Below are 12,623 nucleotides of genomic sequence, written 5' to 3'. Positions count from 1 at the left end.
GGAGTTTTCAATCATGGACCGCCTGACCAGCATGGCCGTGTTCGTTCGGGCTGTCGACCTCGGCTCGTTCGCAGCCGCGGCCGACGCCCTGGAGATGTCGGGGCCGATGGTCGGCAAGCATGTGCGCTTCCTCGAAGAGCGCCTCGGCGTCCGCCTCCTCAACCGCACCACACGGCGACAGAGCCTGACTGACGCGGGCCAGGCCTATTACGAGCGCTGCCGCGCGGTACTGCTCGAAGCGGACGCCGCCGATGCCGTCGTTACCGACGAACTGTCCGAGCCGCGCGGCAGGCTCCGCGTGACCATGCCAGCCCTGCTGGGCCGGCACTGCATTGCCCCCTTGCTGATGAAACTCGCGCGAAAACATCCGCGGCTCGAACTCGACCTTTCCTTCGGCGATCCGATCACCGACATCATCGAGGCCGGCTACGACCTTGCGATCCGGACCGGCGATCTCATCAACCAGTCCGGCCTGATCGCACGCCGCATCGCAAGCCAGCGCATGGTGGTGTGCGGCGCGCGCTCGTACTTGCGGGCGAGCGGCAAGCCGAAATCGATCGACGATCTCACCGCGCATCAGGCGATCATCTATCGCCGCTCGGGGCGCATCCGTCCGTGGCTATTTCCACAAGGCAGCGGGCCCGTGCGCGAGATCATGCCGTCCGGCAGGCTACGGCTCGACGATCTCGAGGCGATTGCCGATGCCGCCACGCAGGGCATGGGGCTCGCCTGGCTACCGTACTGGCTGGTCCGCGAGCGCCTCGCCACCGGAGCGCTCATCAGGCTCCTCAGCGGCCAACCGGAATTCCTCTACGAATGCCACGCGCTATGGCCGCGCTCACCCCGGCTGCTGCCAAAGGTCCGGGTGGCCGTGGATACCTTGGCCGCAGCCCTGCCGAAGCTGATGACATGAAGGGCGGTTTCCGCCGTTAACCCGCCGTCCACCATCCGCCGCCCCGCGCCGCCGGTAACCATCGCAATTAACAGACCGTCAACGCACCCCCGACAAATCTATCAATGTTTCTGGAGATTTCGCCGTGGATCTGTTGGTTTTCGAGTTCCTGGGGCTGGCGCTGGTCGCCATGTGCGTGGTCGTGGTGGCGTTGCCCTGCGCCCGCAAATCCTCGCACCGGGTCCGCTACGAATAGGAATTTCGTCGGAAAAAGCGATTTCCGTTCAAATACAAGGCTCGAATTCGCATCGAGCCCTTGACATCACAGCGCTTTCGGCAGAACGGCTGATATCAAGTGTCATGGGCCGTTCATGGATTTGATTACCACCACCGCTGACCTCGCGGCTGCCTGCAGCCGGCTGGCTAAGCACCCCGTCATTACCGTCGATACCGAGTTCCTGCGCGAGACCACCTACTACCCGCTGCTATGCGTGGTGCAGATGGCCAGCGCCGAGGAAGCCATCGTCGTCGATACCCTGGCCGAGGGGATCGACCTCAAGCCGTTCTTCGAGCTGATGGCCAACGAGGCCGTGCTGAAGGTCTTCCACGCTGCCCGCCAGGACATCGAGATCATCTGGCACCAGGCCAACATCATCCCGCATCCGGTGTTCGACACCCAGGTTGCCGCGATGGTGCTCGGATACGGCGACAGCATCGCCTACGACGCGCTGGTCGAGAAAGTCACCGGCCACCGCCCGGACAAGACCCACCGCTTCACCGACTGGTCGCGCCGGCCGCTGACCAAGGAGCAGATGCACTACGCCGTGTCCGACGTCACTCATTTGCGCGACGTGTTCGCAGCGCTCGATGCCGACCTCAAGAAGCGCCGTCGCAGCGAATGGGTCTCCATCGAGATGGAGGTCCTGACCTCTCCCCGGACCTACGACTTCCACCCCGAGCGGGCCTGGGAGCGGCTGAAGACGCGCGTGCGCAAGCCGAAGGATCTCGCGGTGCTGATGGAGGTCGCGGCCTGGCGCGAGCAGGAGGCGCAGAGCCGCGACGTGCCGCGCGGCCGCGTGCTGCGCGACGAGGCCATCAGCGATATCGCGACCCACGCGCCGAACACGCTGGAAAAGCTCGCCCATCTGCGCTCGGTGCCGAAGGGTTTCGAGAAATCCAAATGGGGCGCGGACATCGTCGCCGCGGTCGAGCGCGGGCTGGCGCGGGATTTTTCGACGCTTCCGAAGCTGGAGAAGCCGCGCAACAACAACAACGGCGCCGCCATCGTCGAGCTGTTGAAGGTGTTGCTGCGCATGACCGCCGAGAAGCATGCGGTCGCCAGCAAGGTGATCGCGACCGTCGACGATCTCGAGGAGATCGCGGCCGACGACGAAGCCGACGTGCCGGCACTGCGCGGCTGGCGCCGCGAGCTGTTCGGCGACGCTGCCTTGAAGCTCAAGCGCGGCGAGCTGGCGCTGGCGGTCGAGAAAGGCCGCGTGATCGGGGTTCAGCGGGCGTAGGGCTCACCAAGGCGCAAACTTTTGCTCGTCATCCTGAGGTGCGAGACGTGTGGTGCAGAGCACCACGCGGGGAGCCTCGAAGGATGAACGCCCGTGCTGCTACAGCCGGGCCGTCGCCCTTCGAGGGCCGCTGAAGAAGCGGCCACCTCAGGGTGACGGTGATAGATTTGAGGCCGGCGTACCCTACGCCGGCGTCAGCTTCGCCACTTCCGCCTTCATGTCGTTCAGCACACCCGAGATCGCGGCGACGAGGTCGTCGATCTGGGCCTTGGTGACGATCAGCGGCGGGCAGATGGCGATGGCGTCCAGCATGTTGCGCGAGATCACGCCGCGCTCCTGGAGCATGCGGCTGGCGATGCCGCCGACGGCGCCCGGCGTCGCCGCTGCGGTCTTGCGGCCCTTGTCGAGCACGAGCTCGATCGCCGCGATCATGCCGACGCCGCGAACCTCGCCGACCAGCGGATGGCTGGTGAGCTCACGCAGTCTGCCCTGCATATAAGCGCCGAGCTCGGCCGCATGCGCGACCAGGCCGCGCTCCTCGATGATCCTGAGGTTTTCCAGCGCAACCGCCGAACCGACCGGATGACCGCCCGCAGTGAAGCCGTGGCCGAGCACGCCGATCTTGTTGCTCTCGTCCGCAATCGGCTCGAACATGCGGTCGTTCATGATGATCGCCGAGAACGGGAAATAGCTCGAGGTGATCTGCTTGGAGACCACGAGCACGTCGGGCTTGATGCCGTAGGTCTCGCAGCCGAACATCTTGCCGGTGCGGCCGAAGCCGCAGATCACCTCGTCGGCGACCAGCAGGATGTCGTACTTGTTCAGGACCGCCTGGATCTTGTCCCAATAGGTCGCCGGCGGCACGATGACGCCGCCCGCGCCCATCACCGGCTCGCCGAAGAACGCCGCGATCGTATCGGGCCCTTCCTTCTGGATCAGCGCGTCGAGCTCCTCGGCCCGGCGCGTCGCAAAGGCTTCCTCGCTCTCGCCGGGCGCGCCGTCCTTGTAGAAATGCGGCGAGCCCGTGTGCAGGATGTTCGGCAGCGGCAGGTCGAACGAGCGGTGGTTGTTCGGCAGGCCGGTGAGGCTCGCCGAGGCAATGGTGACGCCGTGATAGGCGCGCATCCGGCTGATCACCTTCTTGCGCTGCGGCTGGCCGAGCGCGTTGGAGCGATAGGCGATCAGCTTGAGGACGGTGTCGTTGGCTTCCGAGCCGGAATTGGTGAAGAACACCTTGCTCATCGGCACAGGCGCGAGCGCGACCAGCTTCTCGGCGAGGTCGATCGAGGGCCCGTGCGATTTGGCGGAGAACGTGTGATAGAACGGCAGCGCCTGCATCTGCTTGTGCGCGGCCTCGACCAGCCGCTTCTCGTTGAAGCCCAGCCCAACGCTCCACAGGCCGGCCATCGCCTCGAAATAGCGCTTGCCCGACGCATCGAAGACGTAAGGACCCTCGCCGCGCTCGATCACCAGGGGACCTGCCTGCTGATGGGTGCGCGCGTTGGTGTAGGGATGGAGCTGATAGGCTACATCCCGGGCCTCTTGCGAATTGGGCAGCATGGACATTTGCGGAGATCCTTGAAAGCGTCTCGTCGCAGGCATAGCCGGCGTCATCACTCGATGATCAAGTACCTTGGCTATTGCGACAGCGCAGAACTTGCAACGCCAATTCGTCGGCAGCAAGCGCTCAGCAGCGATGCACAAAAATGCACGCGACAAAGCTGCACGTGACATTGCCGCACGTGACAAATCCGCTCATGACGAAGCAACATGTGGAGCATCTCTCATGCCGCGTCGTCGTCATGCCCGTCGTCAGTGCCGGCAGCGGCCTCCCTCACCTCCACCAGCGCCATCGAGAGCAGATAGACCGTCGTCGGCAAACCAAGCCCGCGCGCCCTCTCGGCCGCACGCGACAGATCACTCGCCAGCTCCTTGAGCTCGTCTCCCCGTGACAATCTCTCACCCCATCCGCCGGTCGCGGCCGCCTACACCGCAACGGCGCCGCTGGTTCTGATCAGTTCGGCGCTGGACTGGATTGTAGCAAAATTCCCGATGACATTCACTACCGCATGCTTATAAGCGGCGGATTCGCCCGTACCCGGCTGCCGGCAAGCCACGGCGTCAGCGACCACCTGGTAGCGATGGCTGCGGTGAAACCCTTCGGCTGCGGTGGCCAGGATGGTCTCGTCCAGGGAAAAACCGATCAGAATGCAGCGCACGGTCCGGATATTGGACATGTAGTCCACAAACCGCGACGAGCTGTAGGCCGACGGCAGCGGATGATCGAACGTCATCTCTCCCGGCCGCGGCTTGGTCTCCGCGATCCAATCGGTCAGCCTCGATGCCGGATTGAACCACGCCGCCTGCGCGATGCGCTTCAGATGCATCACCGGCCAGAGATTGCCCCGCCACAAGGTCAGCAGTTCCAGGCAGCGCGTCGTGACGGCGTCGCCGTCGAGGACGACGTGGCGGCGCCCAGGGGTCAGATACTCGACCTGGAGATCCGCGCAAATCAGGATCGGCGGATCATCGTGGATGGAAGCCAGCATTGTCTTGCGCAGAGCTGCACCAGTTTCAACGGTCGGCGAGCGCGAGATCCCGCAGCGGTGAAGTCACCGCCCGCCCCGCCGAGGCGTCGAGCACGCCCGGCCGGTCCCAATCGCCTTCGGGGCGGATGATCACGTAGGGATCGCTGTCCAGCGTGATCGCGTCCGGGCCCGGCTCGATCTCCAGCAGCATTTCCGTGTAGGAAAAATCCGAGAATGTGATCTTGCGATTGTGGCCGAGCGGCTTGGCGCCGAAATGGGCCCAGAAATCGACCAGCCTGTCCTGTGCCTGGCCGTAGATCTTGCGAAAGCCCTTGCGCTTCACATAGTCGACGCTGGCCTGCACCAGCTTGAACGAGACGCGCGAGCGCCGGTATTGGTGACGGACCGCGAGCCGCTCCACCTTGGCGAAATCGCCGAAGAAGCGCACCCGCAGGCAGCCTGCGGGCTCGTTGCCGACGAAGCCGATGAAATGGGCCGCGACCATGTCGTTGCCGTCGAACTCCTCCTCGAACGGACAATCCTGCTCGGCGAGATAGACCGCCGAGCGAATGGCGGTGACCAGCATGAGATCGCTTGGATCGCGCGCAAGGCGGATGGTGATGGCGCGGGAACAGGGCTGGGCGACAGGGATCCTAGTACCGTGCATCTGCAAAACTCCTTGCTTGGATGATCGCGCCCGGCATGCGCAGCGGCTGGCGATGCCAGGGCCGCTCGTAGCACCAGAGGTCGGGCTGGAAGCTCGGGACCGGCGCAAAGCCGGTCGCCTTCATGATGTCGCGTCCGGCCACGGTTGACGGCTGCGCATAGCAATCGGCGCTGCGGAACCTTAGCTGTCGCAGATGTGCTGCAGCCTTGCCGAGACCGGCGATACCGCGTCCCGTCGCCGCGATCGCCCAGATATAGATGGCCGCGACCTCTTCGTTCGCGGAAGCGAGATAGCGCGTCTCGGGCGCGGTGAGGCAGATCTCGTCGAGGAGCAACGCATCGTGCCCGCGGTCATTGAGAAACAGGAAGGCCATGCCGCCGACGAGATCGCCCTTCCGGCTGAACGTCAGGATGCTCTGGGGATCGAACGTGAAGTAATGCGCAAGCTCGGCTGTCCCGATCCGCACGCCCGGCACCAGCCGGTGCGCCATCTGCGAAAGCGGTGCAATTTCGGACAATTGCGCGCAGCGGACATCCACATCCGGGCTCAGCGGCAAGGCGTCGAAATCATGCCTTGCGGCAAACGAGCCCCTTTCCATACCCATGTCACGCCTCTATCGTTCGAGACTTTCGTGCCCCGCTACGCCGACGAGCTTAGCGGCTGGGGATCAGGAGTATGCAGCAGTTATTGCACCGGGGTGCTGCGATGACGCAGCACCGTGAAGAAGTCCTGGGCGCGTCCTGGGACGATTTGAAACTGTTTTTAGCGTGCGCAAAGTATAAAAGTTTTCGCAATGCCGCCGAGGAGCTCGGGCTCACCTCGACCACGCTGATGCGCCGCGTCGACCGGCTCGAAGAGAGCATCGGCTGCAAGCTGTTCCTGCGCGACCAGAGCGGGCTCACGCTCAGCGATGAAGGCATCGCGATGATCGCCGACGTTGCGCATATGGAGCGTCATGCCTTCAACGTCTTCCGGCGCGCCGCGCGGTCGTCGAACGACACATCAGGCACAGTGCGCGTCGCGGTGACGGAAGGCCCGGGCAATTTCTGGATCCTGCCGCGACTGATCGACTTCCAGAAGACCTACCGCAGGATCACCGTCGATCTGCGCTGCGCGATGGAGCAGGCCGACGTCGCACGGCTTGAATCGGACATCGCGATCCAGCTCGAGCCGCCGACCAATCCGGATCTGATCGTCGCCAAGCTCGGGCGTCTGCACATCTATCCCTTCGTCTCCAAGGAGTACGAAAATCTCTACGGCGTGCCGGCGACCCTGGCCGACCTGAAGAACCACCGCATCATCAAGCAGAGCGCGCCGCAGGTCGACGACGGCGCCTACGCGCGCGTGCTCGGACTGAAGTCGCTCGAGGGCATCGTTGGGATCAAGACCAATTCCTCGGTCGGCGTGCTCTATGCAGTCGAGCGCGGCGCCGGCATCGGCTTCCTGCCGACGGTCTCGACCGCGCTCGGCGCGCCGCTGATCGCCGTCGATCTCGGCGTCAGCCACCACGCCGATCTCTGGCTCACCTATCACCGGGAATTCCGCACCTCCGAGCGCCACAAGATCGTGGTCGACTGGCTGAAGAAGATCTTCGATCCCAAGACCTATCCCTGCTTCCGCGACGAGTTCATCCATCCGAACGCGCTGGTGCCGATGATGACGGCGGCGCGCGAGGGTTTTGGATTGACGGGATATGTCGCGGCGACGCCGACCTAAAGCATGATCCGGAAAAGTGCGCAGCGGTTTTCCGAAAAGATCATGCTCAAACAACAACCTAAAGCGCGATGGCGATTCATCCTAATCGCATCGCGCTTTAGGAGGCTGCGCCTACCAGCGATATTCGAAGCCGACCGTGCCCTGGTGCGAGGTCAGCTCGTTGCGGAACTTGCCGTCGTAATTGACGTAAAGCCGCGCCACGCTGGTCAAGCTGAGCGAAGCCGAGGCACCGGCATCCACGCCGTAACGGCTCTCGCCGATGCCGGGAACGACGATGTTCTGAGCGCCGAGGCTGACCTGGACTGAGCCCAGATCCTGGTGGAAATTGTCGACGAACTTGCCGTAGCCGGACAGGTCCAGGATCTTCTGGTCGATGATGAAGTAGCGGCCGATCTCGGCCCCGATCATGATGCGTGCGCGTGAGAGCGCCGTCGAGCCGACGTTGAGCGGATCGAGGCCGCCGACCTCCTGGAACGCCGCACTGGTGGCGCGCACATATTCCAGTGCGCCTTTGGGCACGATGCGCATCTGGTCCTTGGTCCAGTAATAGCTGATCTCGGTCAGCGCGCCGTCGACCGCGGCGCGATAGCCCGCGGTCGCAAGGCCAAGGCCGGTGTCGCGGCTGGAACGGACCTTGCCGAAACCGTGCACCACGGCAAAAGCCCAGGTCCATGGCCCCTTGTCGACCGAGCCGTTGAAGCCGATTTGCGTCAGGTCGAGCGTGGCCGATTGCAGCGCCAGCGGCACCTCGATGTCGGTATGGCTCTGGTCGACGGAAAAGCCGAGATTGACGCCCGGGGCCACGCGCGCGCCGAAGCCGGCGACGCCGCCAACCGTCTTGCGCCGGTCGCCGACGAAGTCGCCTTGCGCATCGGTCCGGACCGAGATGCCGTAGCCCTCGAACCAGGTGCGGTAGCGCGGATCTTCAGTGCTGGCGGACGCGCCGCCGCCGCCGGGATTGGTGCGGAATGTCCGGTTGAAACCGTTCGACGCCTGGTTGCCGAGCCGCTCCAGGAAGTTCGAGCCGAGATCGAGCGCAGCGTTGCCGGCCGACGGGGACGGGATCGGGGTGGGTGACGGCGTGGGCGTCGGTGTCGGGGTCGGCGTAGGCGTCGGGCTTTGCGCGAAGACCGGCGACGTGGCCGACATCATCACGACGATCGCAAACGCCGCCGCGATCGCTGCCGCGACCCTGCGGACGCGGTCCAGCCCGATCGTCCGCCGTGTCCCGGAGGGCTGCGATGTGCAGCACATGACGACAAATCCCGAAGCAAATGGCGGCGCGCAAAAATGCAACACGCGCGGCGCACGCATGTCGCGATTTGTGCCGAACTGCTACGGAGGGTCAACCGCTTAGCCCGCGGTCACCGAGGCTATTGCCCTCGATTGTGGTTCCGCGGCCACAGGTCGGAAATTGCAGAACGGCACAATCCGCCCGCCCTTGAAATTTAACCGCAGCTTGCTAACGGGCGATTTTCATGTTGCAATGTTGGACACAATCGGAATTGGCCGCTCTGCTGTGCGTTTCGCGACATTGAGATTCAAGACTCGAACAGACTCCCGGAAGCCCGTTTGTGGCGTGGCACGCGAAAAGCGGCCGCGTCTTTTTTATATCTAGTGGAGGAGACTGAGGATGCCGCAAAAGGGCACCGTCAAATGGTTCAACCCGACCAAGGGCTATGGGTTCATCAAGCCGAACGGCAGCGACAAGGACGTGTTCGTCCACATCTCCGCCGTCGAGCGTGCCGGACTTTCGACCCTCAACGAGAACCAGGTGGTTGAATACGACCTCGTGGAGAACCGCGGCAAGGCATCCGCGGAGAACCTCAAGGTCTCCTGAATTCTCTTAAAGCCAAAGCGCGAGAGATCATGACGTTGCCCCCGGCTCTGCCGGGGGATTTTGTTTGTGAGACCGCCGCGAGGACGGCGCTTCAGCTCACCACCGGCGCAACCAGAAAATTCTCCGACGCGGAGCTTCCGTCCGTCTTGCACACATCGCCCTCGATCCGGACCTTGCCGGTCGCGAGCAGCCGCAGCGCTTCGGGATAGATGCGGTGCTCGACTTCGAGGATGCGCTCCGACAGCGTATCCCCCGTGTCGTGATCGCTGACGGGAACCGCGCCCTGCATCACGATCGGGCCGGCATCGGTCTCGGGGATGACGAAGTGCACCGTCGCGCCTGATAGCTTGACGCCGGCGCGCAGCGCCTGGCCGTGCGGATCGAGGCCGGGGAAGGACGGCAGCAGCGACGGATGGATGTTGAGCATCCGTCCGTACCAGGCCCTGGTGAACTCGGCCGTGAACAGGCGCATGAAGCCGCCGAGGCAAATCAGCTCGATCCCATGCTGGTCGAGCGCCGCCTGCAGCACCTTTTCGAAGCCGGCGCGGTCCTTGCCGAACGGCTTGCTCTCGATCACCAGCGTGTTCACGCCGGCCGCCTTGGCCCGCTCGAGCCCGAGCGCATCGGCCTTGTTCGAAATGACGAGCGAGATTTCCGCCGGGAAATCCGCAGCAGTGGCGGCCCTGATCAGCGCGGACATGTTGGAGCCGCGGCCGGAGATCAGGATGGCGACGCGGCGCTTCATCACAGCGCCAGTCATCACAGCGCCATGTCGAGATGGCCGTTGTAGACGACGCGGTGCTCGCCCTCGGCCGGAATCACGGTGCCGAGCTGCGCCACGGTCTCGCCGGCGTCGGTGAAGACCTGCACGACCTGGTCGACCTTGTCGGGCTCGACGATCGCGATCATGCCGATGCCGCAGTTGAAGGTGCGCAGCATCTCCAGCTCGGCGATGCCGGCCTGCGCCGCCAGCCATTTGAACACCGGCAGCACCGGAAGGCGGGCCAGATCGATGCCGACGCCGAGGTTGCTCGGCAGCACGCGCGGAATGTTGTCGGTGAAGCCGCCGCCGGTGATGTGGGCAAGGCCCTTCACCGCGCCGGTCTCGCGGATCGCGCGCAGGCAGGATTTGACGTAGAGCTTCGTCGGCGTCAGCAGCGCGCCGCCAAGGGTCATGACCGGGGCGAACGGCGCCGGCGCCTCGAAGCCGAGGCCCGATTGTTCCACGATCTTGCGCACCAGCGAGAAGCCGTTCGAATGCACCCCCGATGAGGCGAGGCCAATCACGGCGTCGCCGGCCGCGATGTCCTTGCGCGGCAGCAACGTCCCTCGCTCCGCGGCACCGACGGCAAACCCGCCGAGGTCGTAATCGCCGTCCTTGTAGAGGCCGGGCATCTCGGCGGTCTCGCCGCCGATCAGGGCGCAGCCGGATTCGCGGCAGCCTTCGGCGACGCCTGCGACGATCGAAGCCGTCGCCTCCGGATCGAGCTTGCCGCAAGCGAAATAATCCAGGAAGAACAGCGGCTCGGCGCCCTGCACCACGAGGTCATTGACGCTCATGGCGACGAGGTCGATGCCGATCCCGCCATGCAGGCCGGTCTCGATCGCGATCTTGACCTTGGTGCCGACGCCGTCGGTCGCGGCCACGAGGACCGGATCTTTGAAACCGGCCGCCTTGAGGTCGAACAGGCCGCCGAAACCGCCGATCTCGGCGTCGGCGCCCGGCCGTGCGGTGGCGCGCACCATCGGCTTGATCAGGTCGACCAGGCGGTTGCCCGCATCGATATCGACGCCTGAATCGGCGTAAGTGAGGCCGTTTTTGCGGTCGGTCATGCCCGATTTCCAGTGGGTTCGCGGCTGGTTACGTCGAATTCCGGGGACGCGCAATGGCTCGCATGGCGCACCGCCGTATACTATGTAGAGATATCAACCGGTTCAGCCTCCCGAGAGGCCGGATTCGAGGTCAGACCGGGTGCCGGGAAGCGCTTTCGTGAGTATTCCGAACATCATTACCCTGGGCCGCATCATGCTGGTCCCGATCATCGTCTGGGCCATCGTGTCGAGCCAAATGGAGGTCGCGTTCGCCGTCTTCCTGATCGCCGGTATCAGCGACGCCGTGGACGGCTTCCTGGCCAAGCGCTTCAACATGACGAGCGAGCTCGGCGCCCTGCTCGACCCGCTCGCGGACAAGGCGCTGCTCGTCTCGATCTACATGGCGCTCGGCATCTGGGGCGCAATTCCGCGCTGGATCGTGATCCTGGTGGTCTCGCGCGACATCATGATCGTCGCCGCCGTGATCGTGTCCTGGCTGTTCGACCGGCCCGTCGAGATGAAGCCGTCGAAAGTGTCCAAGCTCAACACGGTGGCACAAGTGGCGTTCGCGGCGCTCGTGCTGGCGGCGCTTGCCTTCGGCTTCAAGCCGGCCCCTTATGATATCATCCTGATGGGCCTCGTCACGGTCTTCACGCTCTCCTCCGTGTCGCTCTATCTGGTCGAGTGGCTGCGGCACATGAGTACGATCGAGGCCAAATGAGAGGGGATGCGGCCCCGTAAAAGGCCAACTCCCGCTCGATACGTCCGACCTCTTCAAATGACGCCGGCGCGCCGGCATGGAGCAAAGCAAGCGTGCCAGGCCGCGTTCACCCCCGACAATTGGCGTTTTCGCTTCCGCATGCGGAGAGCCTCAGCCGGGACAATTTCCTTGAGGGACCGGCCAATGCAGCCGGTCTCGGCCTGATCGACAGCTGGCCGGAATGGCCGAACCGGATCATGTGGCTGGCCGGCCCGGAAGGAAGCGGCAAGAGCCATCTCGCCGCGATCTGGGCCGAGGAGGCCGGCGCCCGCTCCACCACGGCCAATGCGCTGACCGCTGCGGGCGTTCCGGGCACGCTCGCCACCGGTGCGCTGGTGGTCGAGGATCTCAAGGCCAGGGAATTTGACGAACGCGCCCTCTTCCACCTGATGAACCTCGCCCGCGAGGATGGCGCCTACGTTCTGTTCACCGGACGCGAGGTGCCGGCCTCGCTGGAGATCGAGCTTCGCGACCTGCGCTCGCGTCTGCGCGCCGTTCCGGTGGTCGCGTTGTTGCCGCCCGACGACCAGCTCTTCCGCGGCCTGATCGTCAAATTCTGCGCCGATCGCCAGCTCACCGTGGACGAGAGCGTGGTCGGCTACCTCGCCACCCGCCTGGAGCGGTCCTCGGCCGCCGCCCGCCAAGCCGTGGAATTGCTCGACAGCGAAGCCCTGCGACTTGGCCGCCCGGTCACCCGGGCGCTGGCCGCCGAGCTGCTGCGGGACGCTTGATCGGCCACGCGGCCGCGCCCAAGGCCTACGCGCGAGCCCGCTTGACGCGGGGAAGCCGCGGAACATCAATGTCATCGAAACGTCATCGCTCTAACACATGCTCCGGCCGGTTTTGCGCATAAGTCGCAAATTGGGGCGAACTGGATGGACCGACTTC

14 protein-coding genes are annotated in these 12,623 nt (G+C 64.6%); 6 read left to right on the top strand and 8 right to left on the bottom strand.

What is annotated here, in order from left to right:
• Window positions 1–13 precede the first annotated feature (13 nt).
• Entirely contained in the window at window positions 14–913 is a 900-nt protein-coding gene (locus tag BM190_RS06790; RefSeq protein ID WP_092252959.1) for a LysR family transcriptional regulator, read from the top strand.
• A 350-nt stretch (window positions 914–1,263) separates the two neighbouring features.
• Complete coding sequence (gene rnd / locus BM190_RS06785) at window positions 1,264–2,412, top strand: ribonuclease D (protein ID WP_092252957.1); 1,149 nt, start codon at window positions 1,264–1,266, stop codon at window positions 2,410–2,412.
• 183 nt (window positions 2,413–2,595) lie between these two features.
• Here rnd and BM190_RS06780 read toward each other — a convergent pair whose 3' ends face one another.
• The 5 genes from BM190_RS06780 to BM190_RS06765 all read right to left on the bottom strand — a co-directional run bounded on the left by BM190_RS06780 (window position 2,596) and on the right by BM190_RS06765 (window position 6,211).
• Window positions 2,596–3,978, bottom strand: a complete 1,383-nt coding sequence (locus tag BM190_RS06780) for an aspartate aminotransferase family protein (RefSeq protein WP_091955055.1) — start codon at window positions 3,976–3,978, stop codon at window positions 2,596–2,598.
• Between the two features lie 218 nt (window positions 3,979–4,196).
• Complete coding sequence (locus BM190_RS40305; RefSeq protein WP_162832232.1) at window positions 4,197–4,367, bottom strand: hypothetical protein; 171 nt, start codon at window positions 4,365–4,367, stop codon at window positions 4,197–4,199.
• 30 nt (window positions 4,368–4,397) lie between these two features.
• Complete coding sequence (locus tag BM190_RS06775) at window positions 4,398–4,961, bottom strand: isochorismatase family protein (RefSeq protein ID WP_092252955.1); 564 nt, start codon at window positions 4,959–4,961, stop codon at window positions 4,398–4,400.
• A 25-nt stretch (window positions 4,962–4,986) separates the two neighbouring features.
• On the bottom strand, window positions 4,987–5,607 hold the full coding sequence (locus BM190_RS06770) for a GNAT family N-acetyltransferase (protein ID WP_018317522.1): 621 nt from the start codon (window positions 5,605–5,607) through the stop codon (window positions 4,987–4,989).
• Complete coding sequence (locus tag BM190_RS06765; RefSeq protein ID WP_018317523.1) at window positions 5,594–6,211, bottom strand: hypothetical protein; 618 nt, start codon at window positions 6,209–6,211, stop codon at window positions 5,594–5,596. Before BM190_RS06765 ends, BM190_RS06770 begins: the two co-directional genes overlap by 14 nt.
• 71 nt (window positions 6,212–6,282) lie before the next feature.
• On the opposite strand from BM190_RS06765, the gene BM190_RS06760 reads away from it, so the two are divergent.
• Window positions 6,283–7,323 (top strand): LysR family transcriptional regulator, encoded by a 1,041-nt coding sequence (locus tag BM190_RS06760; RefSeq protein ID WP_018317524.1) that lies wholly within the window; start codon window positions 6,283–6,285, stop codon window positions 7,321–7,323.
• A 111-nt stretch (window positions 7,324–7,434) separates the two neighbouring features.
• On the opposite strand, the gene BM190_RS06755 is transcribed toward BM190_RS06760, so the two are convergent.
• Window positions 7,435–8,577 (bottom strand): autotransporter outer membrane beta-barrel domain-containing protein, encoded by a 1,143-nt coding sequence (locus BM190_RS06755; protein WP_177236935.1) that lies wholly within the window; start codon window positions 8,575–8,577, stop codon window positions 7,435–7,437.
• 379 nt (window positions 8,578–8,956) lie between these two features.
• On the opposite strand from BM190_RS06755, the gene BM190_RS06745 reads away from it, so the two are divergent.
• Window positions 8,957–9,163 carry a cold-shock protein gene (locus BM190_RS06745; RefSeq protein WP_007591938.1) on the top strand — a complete coding sequence of 69 codons (207 nt, stop codon included), beginning with the start codon at window positions 8,957–8,959 and terminating at the stop codon, window positions 9,161–9,163.
• Window positions 9,164–9,254: 91 nt separating this feature from the next.
• Here BM190_RS06745 and purN read toward each other — a convergent pair whose 3' ends face one another.
• Window positions 9,255–9,908: a phosphoribosylglycinamide formyltransferase gene (gene purN, locus BM190_RS06740; protein WP_177236945.1), complete on the bottom strand. Its 654-nt coding sequence runs from the start codon at window positions 9,906–9,908 to the stop codon at window positions 9,255–9,257.
• Between the two features lie 14 nt (window positions 9,909–9,922).
• Entirely contained in the window at window positions 9,923–10,996 is a 1,074-nt protein-coding gene (gene purM / locus BM190_RS06735; protein ID WP_092252950.1) for a phosphoribosylformylglycinamidine cyclo-ligase, read from the bottom strand.
• A 157-nt stretch (window positions 10,997–11,153) separates the two neighbouring features.
• Here purM and BM190_RS06730 point away from each other — a divergent pair, with 157 nt between their 5' ends.
• Together BM190_RS06730 and BM190_RS06725 are read left to right on the top strand one after the other, a co-directional pair.
• Complete coding sequence (locus BM190_RS06730; RefSeq protein ID WP_025035876.1) at window positions 11,154–11,696, top strand: CDP-alcohol phosphatidyltransferase family protein; 543 nt, start codon at window positions 11,154–11,156, stop codon at window positions 11,694–11,696.
• Between the two features lie 92 nt (window positions 11,697–11,788).
• Window positions 11,789–12,466, top strand: coding sequence for a P-loop NTPase family protein (locus BM190_RS06725; RefSeq protein ID WP_091955349.1), 678 nt, complete (start codon window positions 11,789–11,791; stop codon window positions 12,464–12,466).
• The last annotated feature ends 157 nt before the right edge of the window (window positions 12,467–12,623 follow it).

Source organism: Bradyrhizobium sp. Rc3b (genome assembly GCF_900114915.1).
GTDB lineage: Bacteria > Pseudomonadota > Alphaproteobacteria > Rhizobiales > Xanthobacteraceae > Bradyrhizobium.
The sequence above is the reverse complement of the archived record's forward strand: the minus strand, read 5'-3'. Positions and strand labels throughout refer to the sequence as shown.